The sequence below is a fragment of the Microcella frigidaquae genome (assembly GCF_014200395.1).
In the GTDB taxonomy this organism is placed as follows: Bacteria; Actinomycetota; Actinomycetes; order Actinomycetales; family Microbacteriaceae; genus Microcella; species Microcella frigidaquae.
Genome location: NZ_JACHBS010000001.1, coordinates 2,441,557 through 2,457,541 on the forward strand (window position 1 = coordinate 2,441,557; position 15,985 = coordinate 2,457,541).

A 15,985-nucleotide genomic window follows, 5' to 3' on the forward strand; every position below is an offset into this window, starting at 1 on the left:
GATGAGTGTACTCCCGGCCCTCCCGCGGGCCTGGAGGGGAGGAGCCCGCATGCCGCACGATCAGCACGGCTACGCCGTGGAGGTGCAGTGGACCGGCAACCGCGGTGAGGGCACCGCGACCTACCGCTCCTACGGCCGCGACCACCGCATCACCGCCGAGGGCAAGCAGCATGAGATCGCGGGCTCGAGCGATCGCGTCTTCCGGGGCGATCGCGACCGCTGGAACCCGGAGGAGCTCGTCATCGCGGCCCTCGCGCAGTGCCACATGCTCAGCTACCTGCACGTCGCCGCCGTGAACGGCATCGTCGTGGTCGACTACCGCGACAGCGCATCGGGCACCCTGCAGCAGGAAGGCGATGGGGGCCGCCTGATCGAGGCGACGCTGCGGCCGGTCGTGACGCTGGCGGCGCACCACACCGACGAGGATGCGGGCCGGGCCGCGGCGCTCCACCACCGGGCGGGCGAGCTGTGCTTCATCGCCAACTCGGTGAGCTTCCCCGTCGGGCACGAGCCGACCACCCTCATCGCCGATCGCTAGCGATCTCGGAGCCCGCACCGAGGGTGGGCGTGGGAGGATGGAGCTTTCGTGCTCAGTCCACCGTGAGGATCCTCCCGTGCGTCGTCGCTCCGTTCTGCTCTCCACCGGCCTCAGCGCCGCCCTGCTCGTGTCGCTCGCGGCCTGCGTGCCGTCCGCGCCCGCGGTGAACGAGGGCTGCCTCGCTCCCGGTGAGGCGTCGAACGCGGTCGCCGTGGACGGCGCCTTCGGCAGCGCGCCCGTCATCGACTTCGACGCTCCGCTGACGGCCGAGTCGACGCAGCGTACCGTTCTCGAGGAGGGCGAGGGCGATGCCGCCGCCAACGGCGACACCATCGTGTTCGAGTACTCGCTGTACAACGGCGAGTCGGGCGACGAGATCGAGACCACGGGGTTCGGCGGCGCGACGCCGGCGACGTTCACGATCGATACCGAGGCCGAGCAGTTCGCCGGCATCTCGCTGGCGCTCGCCTGCTCGACGCCCGGCAGCCGTCTGACGATCGTCGTTCCGCCCTCGGACGGCTTCGGCGAGGAAGGGGTTCCCGCCCTCAACCTCTCGGGCACCGAGTCGCTCGTCTTCGTCATCGACGTGATCGAGATCCAGGCGCAGCCCGAGCCGGTGACCCCCGAGGAGTGGACGACCGGGGTGCCCGAGGTCGACCTCGGCCAGACTCCGCCCGTCGTGACCCTGCCCGCCGAGGGCGCTCCGGAGGCGCTCTCGCTCGCCGTGCTCGAGCAGGGCGACGGCGACACGGTCGGTGCCGACTCGACGGTGCTGGTCGACTACCAGGGCACCAGCTGGCAGACCGGCGAGATCTTCGACCAGAGCTTCGGGGGTGAGCCCGCGACGTTCCCGGTGACCGGCGTCATCCAGGGCTTCGCCGCCGGCCTCATCGGACAGCAGGTCGGCACGACCCTCCTGGTGTCGATCCCCGCCGACCTCGCGTACGGCGCCGACCCCGAGGCGCACCCGCTCGGTGGGCAGGACCTCCTCTTCCTGGTCACCATCATCGACATCGTCTCCTAGGCGACGGATGCCCGACTTCGGTCGGGCATGATGAACACCATGCGCGACGTCATCATCCTGGGTTCCACCGGCTCCATCGGCGTGCAGGCCCTCGAGGTGATCGCGGCGAACCCGGAGCGCTTCCGCGTCGTCGGCCTCGCGGCCGGCCGCAACCGCGAGCTCGTGGAGGAGCAGGCGCGCGCGCACGGTGTCGCGCACGTGGCGCTCGGAGCGGAGGATGCGGCGCAACTGGTCCGGGACGTGCCGTGCGATGTCGTGCTCAACGGCATCACCGGCTCGGTGGGGCTCGCGCCGACGCTCGCCGCCCTGGAAGCGGGGCGCACGCTCGCCCTCGCCAACAAGGAGAGCCTCATCGTCGGCGGCTCCCTCGTGACCGACCTCGCCGCGCCCGGGCAGATCGTGCCGGTCGACAGCGAGCACTCGGCGATCGCGCAGGCGCTCCTCGCCGGGACGCCCGCCGAGGTTCGCCGCCTGGTGCTGACGGCGAGCGGGGGCCCGTTCCGGGGCTGCACCCGCGCCGAGCTGGCCGGGGTGACGCCCGCCGAGGCGCTCGCGCATCCGACGTGGGACATGGGCCGGGTGATCACCACCAACTCGTCGACCCTCGTCAACAAGGGCCTCGAGGTGATCGAGGCACACCTGCTGTTCGGGGTGCCGTACGACCGCATCGACGTCACGGTGCACCCGCAGTCGATCGTGCACTCGATGGTGGAGTTCGTCGACGGCTCGACGATCGCGCAGTGCTCGCCGCCCGACATGCGCCTGCCGATCTCCCTGGGGCTCGACTGGCCGCACCGGGTGGCGGGCGTGGGGGCTCCGCTCGACTGGAGCACCGCATCCACCTGGACCTTCGCCCCTCTCGATGACGAGGCGTTCCCCGCGGTCGCCCTCGCGAAGAGCGTGGGGGAGGCGGGGGCGACGTTCCCGGCCGTGTTCAACGCCGCGAACGAGCAGGCGGTGCACGCCTTCCACGATGGGGCGATCGGCTACCTCGACATCGTCGACACCGTGCGCGCCGTCGTCGACCGGCACGAGCCGCACCCCATGACGCTCGAGGGCGTCCTCGAGGCGGAGGCCTGGGCCCGCCGGGAGGCCGACGCGCTCATCGCGTCGCGATAGGCGCAGCGCGCTCATCGCGTCCGCTTAGCTGACATCGCTAGAGTGCCCGTCGTGGAGTCCGTGCTGCTGTACATCGTCGGCATCCTCGTCGTCGTGATCGGCCTCGTGGTCTCGATCGCCCTGCACGAGCTGGGGCACTTCGTGCCCGCGAAGCTGTTCGGCGTGCGTGTCGGCCAGTTCATGATCGGCTTCGGCCGCACGATCGTGTCGTGGCGTCGCGGCGAGACCGAGTACGGCTTCAAGTGGATTCCGCTGGGCGGCTACATCTCGATGGCGGGCATGTACCCGCCGGTCGCCGGGCAGCGGGCGCGCACCGCATCGACGGGCTTCTTCGACACCCTCGTGCAGGATGCCCGCAGCGCCTCGGCCGACACGATCGCCGAGGGGGAGGACCACCGCACGTTCTACCGGCTGCCGGTGGGCAAGCGCATCATCATCATGCTCGGCGGGCCGTTCATGAATCTCGTCATCGCGGTCGTGCTGTACGCCGTCGTCCTGATGGGCTTCGGGGTGGCGCAGCCGTCGACGACCCTCGGCAGCGTCAACGAGTGCGTGCTGCCCGCCACCAGCGAGCGGCAGGAGTGCGCGCCCGGCGATCCGGCCGCCCCGGGTGCGGAGGCGGGCCTGCAGCCCGGCGACCGCATCGTGGCGATCGGCGGCACCCCGATCGAGACCTGGGATGACGTGCTCACGACCATCCGCGCGTCAGCCGGTGACAGCCTCGGCTTCACGGTCGAGCGCGATGGACGCACCGTCGAGACCGCCCTGACGCCCCTGCTCACGGAGCGCTACGTGCTCGACGATCGCGGCCGCGTCGTGGAGGGCCCGGACGGCGAGGCGCTCACCGAGCAGGTCGGCTTCGTCGGCATCGCGCCCGCGTACGAGACCGTGCAGCAGCCGGTGGCCGCCGTGCTGCCCGCCGTCGGCGACAACATCTCGGCCGTGGTCGGCATCATCATCAATCTGCCGCAGCGCATGATCGATGTGGCGCAGGCGGCCTTCGGGCCGGAGGAGCGCGACCCGAACGGTCCGATCAGCGTCGTTGGCGTGGGGCGGATCGCCGGCGAGATCGCGAGCATCGACACGATCCCGGTGGTCGAGCGCATCGGCTTCCTCACGGGGCTGCTCGCCTCTCTCAACGTCGCCCTCTTCGTGTTCAACCTGATCCCGCTCCTGCCGCTCGACGGCGGCCACGTGGCCGCGGCGCTGTGGGAGTCGCTGCGCCGCTGGTTCGCCCAGGTGCGCGGAAAGCCCGATCCGGGCCCGATCGACACCGCCCGGCTCGTGCCGGTGACCCTCGCGGTCGTGCTCGTGCTCGGCCTCATGAGCGCCCTGCTCATCTACGCCGACATCGTCAACCCGGTCACCCTGTTCTAGCCCGCGCGTTTCTGTCGAATGCCGCTCAGCGCGGATGCGTAGACTGACCGCCGTGCCTGCAGTGAATCTCGGAATGCCCAAGGTCCCGGAGACCCTCGCCCCCCGTCGCAAGACCCGCCAGATCAAGGTCGGCAAGGTCATGGTGGGCAGCGACCACCCGGTCAGCGTGCAGTCGATGACGACGACGCCGACGACCGACATCAACGCGACCCTCCAGCAGATCGCCGAGCTGACGGCGACCGGGTGCGACATCGTCCGGGTGGCTGTTCCGAGCCAGGACGATGCCGACGTGCTGCACATCATCGCCAAGAAGAGCCAGATCCCGGTCATCGCCGACATCCACTTCCAGCCCAAGTACGTCTACCAGGCGATTGATGCGGGCTGCGCGGCGGTGCGCGTCAACCCCGGCAACATCCGCAAGTTCGACGACCAGGTGGCCGAGATCGCCAAGCGGGCGAAGGAGGCCGGGGTGAGCATCCGCATCGGCGTCAACGCCGGCTCGCTCGACCCGCGCCTGCTGCAGAAGTACGGCAAGCCGACCGCCGAGGCCCTCGTCGAGAGCGCGGTGTGGGAGGCGAGCCTGTTCGAGGAGCACGACTTCCACGACTTCAAGATCTCGGTCAAGCACAACGATCCGATCGTCATGGTGAAGGCCTACCGCCAGCTCGCCGAGCGGGGCGATTGGCCGCTGCACCTCGGTGTGACCGAGGCCGGCCCTGCCTTCCAGGGCACCATCAAGAGCGCGACCGCCTTCGGAATCCTCCTCAGCGAGGGCATCGGTGACACGATCCGCGTCTCACTGTCGGCCCCGCCGGCCGAGGAGGTCAAGGTCGGGCTGAAGATCCTCGAGAGCCTGAACCTTCGCGAACGCAAGCTCGAGATCGTCTCGTGCCCCTCCTGCGGCCGCGCCCAGGTCGATGTCTACACGCTTGCGGAAGACGTGACAAAGGGCCTCGAGGGCATGACCGTGCCGCTGCGCGTGGCGGTCATGGGCTGCGTCGTCAACGGCCCCGGCGAGGCCCGCGAGGCCGACCTCGGCGTCGCCTCGGGCAACGGCAAGGGCCAGATCTTCGTCAAGGGCGAGGTCATCAAGACCGTTCCCGAGTCGGAGATCGTCGCGACCCTCATCGAGGAGGCGAACCGCCTGGCCGCGTCGATGCCGGATGCCCCGCTCGGGTCGCCCGAGGTCGTCACCGCCTGAGACGAGTGTCCCTTTCGCGGGGCTCGCCCGCGCTTTTGCGAAGTCGTTTCACCCTCTAGACTCGGGGCGCGGATCCCCGCATTCCTTCGAAACTGGAGAACAATGAAGCGTCCCCCCCTCAGCGTTCGACGCGGTGTGCTCGCGGTCGTCACGGCCGCGATCGTCCTCGCCCCGACGGCTGCCTTCGGCAATCAGCAAGATGACGGCTCGACGATCGTGCGGCCCGCTGCGGCGGCTCTGCCGAATCCGCTCGTGCCCGGCACATATGCCGGTGACACCCCTGCGGGCCCAGTGGTTGTGGTGTTCTCCGCCTCGGGTTTCACTGACCCGGAGGAAGAGGATTGGGACATCGCGACCACCCTCCTCCCGGGGGCCAGCTCGATGCGGGTCACTGATGGCGGTGACGCGTCAGCCGCGACCTGGACCACCGTGCTGGACGGGGCCAGCGTGCTCGTGCTGCCCGAAGGTGACAACTGGTTTCCGGGGGGCTCGAGTGCCATCAGTGACGAGGCACTCGAAGTGATCCGCACCTGGGTCAGCGCCGGGCGAACCATTGTCGGTACCGGTTCGTACACGCACGGCGCCATCGTGAGCGCGCTCACCGGGGTTGACTTCACGAGCGCCTTCGGCAACAACGACAGCAACGGCCCGTGGCAGCGTGTCGGCGGCGACACGAGCCTCCCGGCCGAGCTCCCCAACGGCAACTACACGGGTGGCCTCGGTGAAGTTTCGGCGTATTCGCCTGAGCAGCTCGCTGTCATCACCCCGCTCTACTCGAGCGCCGCCAACGACAGTATCGGCATCGCCGAGTTCGCGATCGGTACGGGCAAGTACGTCTACCACGCCTACGACTGGTACCCCGACTCCGGTGAGCTCGAGAACGGCGTGCGTGACATCTGGAACGGCGCACTCGGCATTGCGGCCGGAACGTCCACTCCTCCTGAGGAGGAAGAGGAGGAGCCCGAACTGGCCGAGACGGGCACCGACATCCTTTCGCTCGGCTTCGGCGCGGCTGCGCTTCTGCTCCTCGCGGGCGGGGCGGTGGCGTTCGCGACCAACCGGCGTCCGATTGGTGCTCGCCGATAGCGGTCCCAGTACCACGAGTTGAGGCCCCCGTCGTTCGCGGCGGGGGCTTCCGCTTTCTGGGGAACTCACCAATCCCCCCTTTGGGGGACTGACCTGGAGACGCGTCCGCTCACTATGGTGTGAACATCGGCCGGGGGAGCCGACTGGCAGCACCGGGGGGATCGGTGCGAGGCTCGCAGGGGCCGCTCAGGGGGGCTCTTCCGTCGTGCAGGTTTCCCGCCACGCGATTCTCCGCGAGACGGGAAGGGCCTGCGAGCGATCCAAGCCCCCCCCTTGCCATCGCTCGCAGGCCTGTTTCCATTCTGCCTCAGGCCGCCAGTGCCGAGGCGAAGAAGGTTCATGCTGCGTCGCGCCGGTAGTCTGACCAGGTGACAACGCGCCTCTCCCAGCTCTTCGTCCGCACGCTCCGCGACGACCCGGCCGACGCCGAGGTCGCGAGCCACCGCCTGCTCGTCCGGGCGGGGTACATCCGCCGCCAGGCGCCGGGGGTGTTCGCCTGGCTGCCCCTCGGGCTCAAGGTGCGGCGCCGCGTCGAGCAGGTCGTCCGCGAGGAGATGGCCGCCGCCGGTGCGCAGGAGGTGCACTTCCCCGCGCTGCTGCCGCGCGAGCCCTACGAGGCTACGGGTCGCTGGGAGGAGTACGGCGACGGCATCTTCCGGCTGAAGGACCGCCGCGGGGCCGACTACCTGCTCGCCCCCACGCACGAGGAGGTCTTCACCCTCATGGTGAAGGACCTCTACTCGTCGTACAAGGACCTCCCGCTCTGCATCTACCAGATCCAGGACAAGTACCGCGATGAGGCGCGGCCCCGTGCCGGCCTGCTGCGCGGCCGCGAGTTCTCGATGAAGGACGCCTACTCGTTCGACGTCGACGACGCCGGCCTCGACGCCTCGTACCAGGCGCAGCGCGACGCCTACGAGCGCATCTTTCAGCGCCTCGGTCTCGAGTACGTGATCGTGCAGGCCGACGCCGGTGCCATGGGCGGCTCGCGCAGCGAGGAGTTCCTGCACCCCATCGCCATCGGCGAAGACACCTTCGTGCGCTCAGCCGGCGGCTACGCCGCCAACGTGGAGGCGTACCGCACCCCGGCCGCCGCGCCGGTCGATGCGAGCGGGGTGCCCGCGGCGATCATCCACGACTCGCCCGAGACCCCCACGATCGCGACCCTCGTCGCCCTGTCGAACGAGCGCTACCCGCGCGACGACCGCCCCTGGGAGGCGGCCGACACGCTGAAGAACGTCGTGCTGCGGCTCACCGCTCTGGACGGCACGCGCGAGCTCGTCGTCGTCGGCGTTCCCGGCGATCGCGAGGTCGACATGAAGCGGGCCGAGGTGGCCTTCGCGCCCGCGGCCGTCGAGGCCGCGACCGAGGAGGACTTCGCCGCGCACCCCGGCCTCGTGAAGGGCTACATCGGCCCGTGGGGCCCGAACGGCCCGGTGTTGGGGGAGACCTCGAGCACGGGCATCCGGTACCTGCTCGACCCGCGCGTCGCCGACGGCACCGCCTGGGTCACGGGCGCCAACGCGCACGAGAAGCACGTCTACCACCTGGTCGCCGGCCGCGACTTCACGGCTGACGGCGTCGCCGACATCGCGGAGGTGCGCCCCGGCGACCCCGCGCCCGATGGCAGCGGCCCCGTCGAGCTCGCGCGCGGCATGGAGATCGGCCACGTCTTCCAGCTCGGGCGCAAGTACGCCGAGGCGCTCGGCCTGCAGGTGCTCGACGAGAACGGCAAGCTCGTCACCGTCACCATGGGCTCGTACGGCATCGGGGTCACCCGCATTATGGCGGTCATCGCCGAGAACGCGCACGACGAGAAGGGCCTCATCTGGCCCCGCGAGGTCGCGCCCTTCGACGTGCACGTGGTCGCCGCGGGCCGCGACGACGTCGCCTACGAGGTCGCCGAGACGCTCGTCGCCGAGCTCGACGCCGCGGGCCTCGACACCCTCTACGACGACCGCCCGAAGGTCTCGCCCGGCGTGAAGTTCGGCGACGCCGAGCTCATCGGTGTGCCGCTCATCGTCGTCGTCGGCCGGGGTGCCGCCGACGGTCGTGTCGAGCTGTGGAACCGCGCCACGGGCGAGCGCGACGAGGTCGCGCTGCACGAGGTGCTGCCGCGGCTGCGCGCCGCGGGCTAGACCGACTCGGGTATCGTGAGGGGTCGCACCGCGATCCCTCACGGGAGGCGCGTCTCAACCGAATAGCGGAGGTACCGACGTGGACATCGACCTGAGCATCCTGAGGATGATGGAGCGCGAGCGGGAGATCCCGTTCGACGAGCTCGTCCAGATCATCGAGCAGGCCATCCTCACCGCCTATCTCAAGCACACCGGGCGCGACGACCACCGGGGCACCGACCACCCGCACCCGCAGCCCCGCGTCGAGCTCGATCGCAAGACCGGCCACGTCACCGTGTACATCCCCGAGCTCGCCGAGGACGGCACGGTCGTGGGCGAGGTGCCCGACAGCCCCGATGACTTCGGCCGCATCGCCGCCTTCGCCGCCAAGCAGGTCATCAACCAGCGGCTGCGCGACATCGGCGACGACCGCGTGCTCGGCGAGTTCAAGGGCCGCGAGGGCGACATCGTCGCCGGTGTGATCCAGCAGGGCCCCAACCCGCGCATGGTGCACATCGACCTCGGCGCCGTCGAGGCGATCCTGCCGCCGGAGGAGCAGGTGCCGGGCGAGGAGTACCCGCACGGCGCGCGCATCCGCGTCTACGTCACGAGCGTCTCGAAGGGACTCAAGGGCCCGCAGATCTCCGTCAGCCGCACCCACCCCTCGCTCGTGCGCAAGCTGTTCGCGCTCGAGGTGCCCGAGATCGCCAGCGGCGTCGTCGAGATCACGGCGCTTGCCCGCGAGGCCGGCCACCGCACGAAGATCGCGGTGCGCTCGACCGAGCCCGGTGTGAACGCGAAGGGCGCTTGCATCGGCGAGCTCGGCCAGCGCGTGCGCGCCGTCACCGCCGAGCTGGGCGGTGAGAAGATCGACATCGTCGACCACTCCGACGACCTGGCCGCCTTCGTGGCGAACGCGCTGTCGCCCGCGAAGGTCTCGAGCGCCTTCGTCATCGACCCCGCGACCAAGGCCGTGCGCGCCCTCGTGCCCGACTACCAGTTGTCGCTCGCCATCGGCAAGGAGGGCCAGAACGCTCGCCTCGCCGCGAAGCTGACGGGCGCGAAGATCGACATCCAGCCCGATTCGGTGATGGACGAGTAGCCCGGGGGCTACAATGGAACCCGTCAGAACCTGCCTCGGCTGCCGCCAGCGGGCTCCGCGCTCCTCGCTCACGAGGGTCGTGGCGCGCGATGGGGTTGTCGTGGTGGATGCTCCGGCCCGACTTCCGGGCAGGGGCGCGTGGGTGCACGGCACCCGCGACTGCGTCGAAACCGCCACCGTGCGGCGGGCCTGGGCCCGCGCGCTGCGCGTGCCGGGTCCGCTCGACGCGGCAGGGGTTCTGGCGTCCATCGGGTCTGCGCCCACCACCGGGGCAGAACCCACCAGAGAACAGGCTGATCGGCACATGGACAAGTCATGAGCGGCTCGAAATGAGTTCCGTTAGGCACTAACGGTCCGCCCCTGCCTGGGAGCGGACCCAGACAGGAGAATTGTGGCTGCAAAACCACGCGTGCACGAGATCGCGAGCGAGCTCGGCATCGAAAGCAAGGTCGCCCTCGAGAAGCTCAAGGAGCTCGGCGAATTCGTCAAGGGTCCGTCGTCGACCATCGAGCCGCCCGTTGCGCGCAAGCTGCGCGCCGCGCTCGAGGCCGAGGGCATCACGGCCCCGAAGGCCGCGGAGAAGCCGGCGGCTAAGGCCCCCGCGAAGCCCGCGGCGCCCGCACCGGCCCCCGCTCCGGCTCCCGAGCAGCCCGCTGCCGAGACCCCTGCTCCGGCTCCGGCGGCTCCCACCACCCCGGCCGCGCCGGCCGCTCCCGCGGCAGAGGGTGACGCGCCCGCGAAGGCTCCGGCCGCGCCCGGCACTCCGCGCCCCGGCAACAACCCCTTCGCCTCCCAGCAGGGCATGGCGCGCCCCGGTACCCCGCGCCCGGGCAACAACCCCTTCTCGTCGACCCAGGGCATGCCGCGTCCGGGCGGCGGCGCGATCCCGCGCCCGAGCGCTCCGCGTCCGGGAGCTCCGCGTCCCGGTGCCCCGCGCCCCGACGGTGCGGGTCGTCCCGGTGGCCCGCGCGCTCCCTTCCAGCAGCGCACGGGCGGCCCCGGTCGCCCGGCCGGCGCGGGCGGCTTCCGCCCCGGCGGTCCCGGTGCGGGCGGCGGCGGCTTCGGCGCGCCCCGTCCGGGCGGTGCCGGTGGCGGCCGCGGTCGCGGCCCCGGCGGCGGCACGGCCGGCGCGTTCGGTCGCGGTGGCGGCAAGTCGAAGGCCCGCAAGTCGAAGCGGACGAAGCGGCAAGAGTTCGAGATGCGGGAGGCGCCGACCGTTGGCGGCGTCAGCGTTCCCCGCGGCGACGGCAAGACGGTCATCCGTCTGCGTCAGGGCGCCTCGATCACCGACTTCGCCGACAAGCTCGAGACGGCGACGGGCATCAGCTGCCCTCCCGGCAACCTCGTGACCGTGCTCTTCCACCTCGGTGAGATGGCCACGGCGACCGAGTCTCTCGACGGCGCCACCTTCGAGGTGCTCGGCGCCGAGCTGGGCTGGCGCATCGAGATCGTCTCGCCCGAAGACGAGGACAAGGAGCTCCTGGAGAGCTTCGACATCGACCTCGACGCGGAGGAGGACGAGGACGACCTCGTCATCCGTCCGCCCGTGGTCACCGTCATGGGCCACGTCGACCACGGCAAGACCCGTCTGCTCGACGCGATCCGCAAGACGAACGTCGGCGGCGGTGAGGCGGGTGGCATCACCCAGCACATCGGCGCCTACCAGATCTGGACGGAGCACGAGGAGATCGAGCGCGCCATCACCTTCATCGACACCCCGGGTCACGAGGCGTTCACCGCCATGCGTGCCCGTGGTGCGCAGGTGACCGACGTGGCGATCCTCGTGGTCGCCGCCGACGACGGCATCATGCCGCAGACGGTCGAGGCGCTGAACCACGCGCAGGCCGCCGGTGTGCCGATCGTCGTCGCGGTCAACAAGGTCGACAAGGAGGGGGCCAACCCCGCCAAGGTGCGCCAGCAGCTCACCGAGTTCGGTCTCGTCGCGGAGGAGTACGGCGGCGACACGATGTTCATCGATGTCTCCGCCCTTCAGGGCAAGGGCATCGTCGAGCTCCTCGATGCGGTCCTCCTGACGGCGGATGCGGGGCTCGACCTGCGCGCCAACCCCCACCGCACCGCGCGTGGTGTCGCCATCGAGGCCCGGCTCGACAAGGGCCGCGGCTCGGTCGCGACCGTGCTCATCCAGTCGGGAACCCTGCGGGTCGGCGACGCCATCGTCGCGGGCACGGCCTACGGCCGCGTGCGGGCGATGATGGACGAGAACGGCGAGAAGGTCGACGAGGCCTACCCCTCGCGTCCGGTACAGGTGCAGGGTCTGTCGAGCGTTCCGCGCGCCGGCGACACCTTCATCGTCACCGACGACGACCGCACCGCGCGGCAGATCGCCGAGAAGCGCGAGGCCGCCGAGCGCAACGCCCAGCTGGCGAAGGCGCGCAAGCGCATCAGCCTCGAGGACTTCACCAAGGCTCTCGAGGACGGCAAGGTCGAGTCGCTCAACCTCATCATCAAGGGTGACGTCTCCGGTGCCGTCGAGGCCCTGGAGGAGGCGCTGCTCAAGATCGAGGTCGACGATAGCGTGCAGCTGCGCATCATCCACCGCGGTGTGGGTGCCGTGACCGAGAGCGATGTGAACCTGGCGACGATCGACAACGCGATCATCGTGGGCTTCAACGTGCGGCCCGACACGAAGGCGCGCGAGCGCGCTCAGCGCGAGGGCGTCGACATCCGCTTCTACTCCGTCATCTACTCGGCGCTCGAGGAGATCGAGAGCTCGCTCAAGGGCATGCTCAAGCCGGAGTACGAGGAGGTGCAGTCGGGCGTCGCGGAGATCCGCGAGGTCTTCCGCTCGTCGAAGTTCGGCAACATCGCCGGTGTCATCGTGCGCAGTGGCACGATCACGCGCAACGCCAAGGCGCGCGTGATCCGCGACGGCGTCGTGGTGGGCGACAACCTCGCCATCGAGTCGCTCCGCCGCTTCAAGGATGACGTCACCGAGGTCAAGACCGACTTCGAGTGCGGTATCGGTCTCGGCAAGTTCAACGACATCCAGATCGGCGACGAGATCGAGACCATCGAGATGAAGGAGAAGGTGCGCGCCTAGCGCGGACCGCGCGCGCCTCCGGGCGTGCGCCGAGCGGGCCCGTCACGTTCTGTGCGGGGCGGGCCCGCATCCACCGCCCCTCTGGGCACAGCGGCAGTCAGGAGACGCTCATGGCAGGCAACCCCCGCGCCCGCAAGGTCGCCGACCGCATCAAGGAGGTCGTCGCGCAGCGGCTCGAGAAGGGTCTTCGCGACCCGCGCCTCGGGTTCGTGACGATCACCGACGTGCAGGTGACCGGCGACCTGCAGCACGCCTCGATCTTCTACACGGTGTACGGCACCGACGAGGAGCGCGCCGACAGCGCCGCTGCGCTGAAGGCGGCGACCGGGATGCTGCGCACCGAGGTCGGCCGCAACCTGAACACCCGGCTCACCCCGAGCATCGAGTTCATTCTCGACGGCATCCCCGAGAACGCCGCCTCGATCGAGGCGCTGCTGCGGGAGGCGCGGGAGCGCGATGCCGCGACCGAATCCCTCGCGGCGACCGCCGAGTACGCCGGCGACCCCGACCCCTACGTCACCCCGCGCGAGCGCGACGAGGAGGCTGACGACTGAGTCGACCCGCTCCTGCGGCGACGCCTAGAAGGTGAAGTCGTAGGGCAGGTAGATCGTGCCGGTGTTGAAGATCGCGGCGGCGGCGAACACCAGACCCGGAACGACGATCAGCACGGTCATCACACCGAACAGCCCGACCGTGAACTTCTCGCTGCGGGTCAGGGGGCGCTTCTCCATCGATCCTCCGATCAGGGCGGGTGCTGTGCGGCCATCGTACCGAACGGCGGGCGCGGCACCCTGAGCGTGCGCCCCGGAGCGTGCCGCCGTCGCGGCCTCAGTCGGGCAGGCGATAGCCCGTCTCCGGCGCGCCGACAGCGAGGCCGTCGCGCAGCAGGCCGGCGAGCGCGCGCTCCCGCTGCACGGCATCGGGCCAGAGCAGCTCGATCGCCTCGGCCGGCACCGGCCCGTCGCTGTGCCGCAGCGCGCGCATGATGAGCCCGCGCACCTGACGGTCGCTGCCCTCGTAGCGCGCCTGCCGGGGCGCCGCCGGACCCGTGTACGCGGGGTAGCCGGCCGCGCGCCAGGCGCAGAGTTCGGCGATCGGGCAGGCCTCGCATCGCGGGCTGCGGGCGACGCACACAGTCTGGCCGAGCTCCATCGCTCCGGCGTTGAACGCCTGCGCCTCGGTCGGGTCACTCGGCAGCAGCTCCTGCATGGCGGCGAGGTCGGCGCGGGTGCGCGCGGGCCCCGCCTCGCCCTGGCCGTGCACCGCGCGGGCGAGCACGCGGCGCGTGTTCACGTCGACCACCGGCACCGGCCTGCCGTAGGCGAACGCGGCGACGGCGCGGGCGGTGTAGTCGCCGATTCCGGGGAGGGCGAGAAGAGCATCCATGTCGTCGGGGACGACACCCGCATGGCGCTCGCTGATCGCCATGGCGGCCGCGTGCAGGGCCAGGGCCCGACGCGGGTAGCCGAGGCTCTGCCAGGCGCGCACCGCCTCGGCGGGGGAGTCGGCGGCGAGCGCATCGGGCGTGGGCCAGCGGTCGAGCCACTGCTCCAGCCGCGGGATCACGCGGGCGACGGGCGTCTGCTGCAACATGATTTCGCTGACGAGCACGCCCCACGCGCTGAAGCCGGGCCGCCGCCAGGGCAGGTCGCGGGCGTTCTGCGCGAACCAGGCGACGACGCGGGGCGGGATGCTCGCTCGCCGTTCCTCCTCGCCCGCACCCTGCACGCCCCTCACTCTACGAGCCGATTCCTGCCAGATTTGGGCGAAACGGGCGCGTGCCCGACTCGGGTTCGCGTGTTCGAGGCGAATCTGGGCGGCGACGCGCGTGCGGGGCAACTCCCAGCCCGCGGGCCTACCGTGACCGGCATGAGGATGCTCGTCACCGGGGCGACCGGCTACATCGGCGGCCGGCTCGTTCCGCGGCTGCTCGAGGCCGGGCACGAGGTGCGCGTCATCGTCCGCGACCCCGCACGCCTGCGCGATGTTCCGTGGGTGGACCAGGTCGAGGTGCTCCCGGGCGATCTCACGCGCGCCACCGACGTCGAGCGGGCGGTCGTGGGGGTGGATGTCCTCTACTACCTCGTGCACTCCATGAGCAGTGCGGGCGACTTCGAGCGCACCGAACGCCATGTGGCCTCGACGGTCGCGCGAGCGGCCGCGGCCGCCGGTGTGGGGCGCATCGTCTACCTCGGCGGCCTGCATCCCGAGGGGAAGCTGTCGACGCACCTGCGGAGCCGCAAGGAGGTCGGCGAGATTCTGATGGCCAGCGGGGTCCCGACGGTGGCGCTGCAGGCGGGCGTCGTGATCGGCTCCGGATCCGCCAGCTTCGAGATGATCCGGCATCTGACCGAGGTGCTGCCGTACATGCCGGCCCCGAAGTGGGTGCGCAACTTCATCCAGCCGATCGCCGTGCGCGACGTGCTGCACTACCTGATCGGCGCGGCGACCCTTCCGGCGACCGTCAACCGCACCTTCGACATCGGCGGCCCCGACGTGCTGCGCTACGGGCAGATGATGAACGGGTACGCGGTGGAGGCGGGGCTCAAGCAGCGGCGGATCGCGAGCCTGCCCGTGCTGACTCCGTACCTGGCGAGCCAGTGGGTGAACCTCGTGACCCCGATTCCGCGATCGCTCGCGGTGCCGATCATCTCGAGCCTGCAGAACGACGCCGTCTGCCGCGAGCACGACATCGATCAGTACATCCCGCCACCGGAGGGCGGCCTCACGGGCTACCGGCTGGCGGTGCGGTACGCCCTCGCCAAGATGCGGGAGGGCGAGGTCGAGACCAGCTGGCAGAACGCCACGGTGCAGGGCGCTCCGAGCGACCGGCTGCCGAGCGACTCGGACTGGAGCGGGCACACCGTCTTCACCGACCGCCAGGTCGTCGAGTCGGCCGCGCCGCCCGCAGCGCTCTGGCGCGTTGTCGAGGGCATCGGCGGGGCGAACGGCTGGTACTCGCTGCCGGTCGCGTGGGCGGCCCGGGGTTGGCTCGACAAGGTGGTTGGGGGAGTGGGACTGCGTCGCGGGCGCCGGGATCCCGATCGCCTGGCGGCGGGAGACGCGGTCGACTTCTGGCGTGTGGAGGAGATCGACCGCGGGCGTTTCCTGCGATTGCGGGCGGAGATGAAGGTTCCCGGTCGGGCCTGGCTCGAGTTCACCGTGGAGCCGCGGCCGGGGGGTGGGTCGCGTCTGATCCAGCGCGCCGTGTTCTTCCCCAGCGGGCTCGGGGGCCGCCTGTACTGGTTCGGGGTGACGCCGTTCCACGGCATCGTCTTCAGCGGCATGGCGACCACGATCGCCCGCACGGCGGCGACGCAGATTCAGGTCACGAAACGGTAACGGCTGCGCTAGCATGGC

Annotated in this window: 14 protein-coding genes; 12 read left to right on the forward strand and 2 right to left on the reverse strand. The window is 70.8% G+C overall.

What is annotated here, in order from left to right:
* The first annotated feature begins 49 nt into the window (after window positions 1-49).
* The 11 genes from BJ959_RS11950 to rbfA all read left to right on the forward strand — a co-directional run bounded on the left by BJ959_RS11950 (window position 50) and on the right by rbfA (window position 13,179).
* Window positions 50-538, forward strand: a complete 489-nt coding sequence (locus BJ959_RS11950; RefSeq protein ID WP_153982429.1) for an OsmC family protein — start codon at window positions 50-52, stop codon at window positions 536-538.
* Window positions 539-614: 76 nt separating this feature from the next.
* The gene (locus BJ959_RS11955; protein WP_165879014.1) at window positions 615-1,562 is read left to right on the forward strand and encodes an FKBP-type peptidyl-prolyl cis-trans isomerase; all 948 of its coding nucleotides are present in this window, start codon (window positions 615-617) and stop codon (window positions 1,560-1,562) included.
* Between the two features lie 39 nt (window positions 1,563-1,601).
* Window positions 1,602-2,681 carry a 1-deoxy-D-xylulose-5-phosphate reductoisomerase gene (dxr, locus tag BJ959_RS11960; protein WP_153982431.1) on the forward strand — a complete coding sequence of 360 codons (1,080 nt, stop codon included), beginning with the start codon at window positions 1,602-1,604 and terminating at the stop codon, window positions 2,679-2,681.
* Between the two features lie 51 nt (window positions 2,682-2,732).
* Window positions 2,733-4,058 carry a M50 family metallopeptidase gene (locus BJ959_RS11965; RefSeq protein ID WP_341799989.1) on the forward strand — a complete coding sequence of 442 codons (1,326 nt, stop codon included), beginning with the start codon at window positions 2,733-2,735 and terminating at the stop codon, window positions 4,056-4,058.
* A gap of 52 nt (window positions 4,059-4,110) precedes the next feature.
* Window positions 4,111-5,259, forward strand: coding sequence for a flavodoxin-dependent (E)-4-hydroxy-3-methylbut-2-enyl-diphosphate synthase (ispG, locus tag BJ959_RS11970; RefSeq protein ID WP_183321993.1), 1,149 nt, complete (start codon window positions 4,111-4,113; stop codon window positions 5,257-5,259).
* A 102-nt stretch (window positions 5,260-5,361) separates the two neighbouring features.
* Complete coding sequence (locus BJ959_RS11975) at window positions 5,362-6,345, forward strand: hypothetical protein (protein WP_153982432.1); 984 nt, start codon at window positions 5,362-5,364, stop codon at window positions 6,343-6,345.
* 368 nt (window positions 6,346-6,713) lie between these two features.
* Entirely contained in the window at window positions 6,714-8,483 is a 1,770-nt protein-coding gene (locus tag BJ959_RS11980; RefSeq protein ID WP_153982433.1) for a proline--tRNA ligase, read from the forward strand.
* Between the two features lie 79 nt (window positions 8,484-8,562).
* Window positions 8,563-9,564: a transcription termination factor NusA gene (gene nusA / locus BJ959_RS11985; protein WP_153982434.1), complete on the forward strand. Its 1,002-nt coding sequence runs from the start codon at window positions 8,563-8,565 to the stop codon at window positions 9,562-9,564.
* A 13-nt stretch (window positions 9,565-9,577) separates the two neighbouring features.
* Window positions 9,578-9,883, forward strand: coding sequence for a YlxR family protein (locus BJ959_RS11990; RefSeq protein ID WP_153982435.1), 306 nt, complete (start codon window positions 9,578-9,580; stop codon window positions 9,881-9,883).
* Window positions 9,884-9,955: 72 nt separating this feature from the next.
* Window positions 9,956-12,625, forward strand: a complete 2,670-nt coding sequence (gene infB, locus BJ959_RS11995) for a translation initiation factor IF-2 (protein ID WP_341799990.1) — start codon at window positions 9,956-9,958, stop codon at window positions 12,623-12,625.
* Window positions 12,626-12,735: 110 nt separating this feature from the next.
* On the forward strand, window positions 12,736-13,179 hold the full coding sequence (gene rbfA, locus BJ959_RS12000) for a 30S ribosome-binding factor RbfA (RefSeq protein ID WP_153982436.1): 444 nt from the start codon (window positions 12,736-12,738) through the stop codon (window positions 13,177-13,179).
* 24 nt (window positions 13,180-13,203) lie between these two features.
* Here the strand turns inward: rbfA and BJ959_RS12005 are convergent, their stop codons facing one another.
* Both BJ959_RS12005 and BJ959_RS12010 read right to left on the reverse strand, forming a co-directional pair.
* Window positions 13,204-13,356, reverse strand: a complete 153-nt coding sequence (locus BJ959_RS12005) for a hypothetical protein (RefSeq protein WP_153982437.1) — start codon at window positions 13,354-13,356, stop codon at window positions 13,204-13,206.
* 97 nt (window positions 13,357-13,453) lie between these two features.
* Window positions 13,454-14,353, reverse strand: a complete 900-nt coding sequence (locus BJ959_RS12010; protein ID WP_165879015.1) for an A/G-specific adenine glycosylase — start codon at window positions 14,351-14,353, stop codon at window positions 13,454-13,456.
* Between the two features lie 141 nt (window positions 14,354-14,494).
* Between BJ959_RS12010 and BJ959_RS12015 the strand changes: the two genes are divergently transcribed.
* Window positions 14,495-15,967, forward strand: coding sequence for an SDR family oxidoreductase (locus tag BJ959_RS12015; RefSeq protein ID WP_153982438.1), 1,473 nt, complete (start codon window positions 14,495-14,497; stop codon window positions 15,965-15,967).
* The last annotated feature ends 18 nt before the right edge of the window (window positions 15,968-15,985 follow it).

Coding starts and splice junctions, on each gene's coding strand:
- dxr (WP_153982431.1), top strand. CDS start 1,602: ATGCGCGACGTCATCATCCTGGGTTCCACCGGCTCCATCGGCGTGCAG.
- BJ959_RS11990 (WP_153982435.1), top strand. CDS start 9,578: ATGGAACCCGTCAGAACCTGCCTCGGCTGCCGCCAGCGGGCTCCGCGC.
- BJ959_RS12015 (WP_153982438.1), top strand. CDS start 14,495: ATGAGGATGCTCGTCACCGGGGCGACCGGCTACATCGGCGGCCGGCTC.
- rbfA (WP_153982436.1), top strand. CDS start 12,736: ATGGCAGGCAACCCCCGCGCCCGCAAGGTCGCCGACCGCATCAAGGAG.
- BJ959_RS11975 (WP_153982432.1), top strand. CDS start 5,362: ATGAAGCGTCCCCCCCTCAGCGTTCGACGCGGTGTGCTCGCGGTCGTC.
- BJ959_RS12005 (WP_153982437.1), bottom strand. CDS start 13,356: ATGGAGAAGCGCCCCCTGACCCGCAGCGAGAAGTTCACGGTCGGGCTG.
- BJ959_RS11950 (WP_153982429.1), top strand. CDS start 50: ATGCCGCACGATCAGCACGGCTACGCCGTGGAGGTGCAGTGGACCGGC.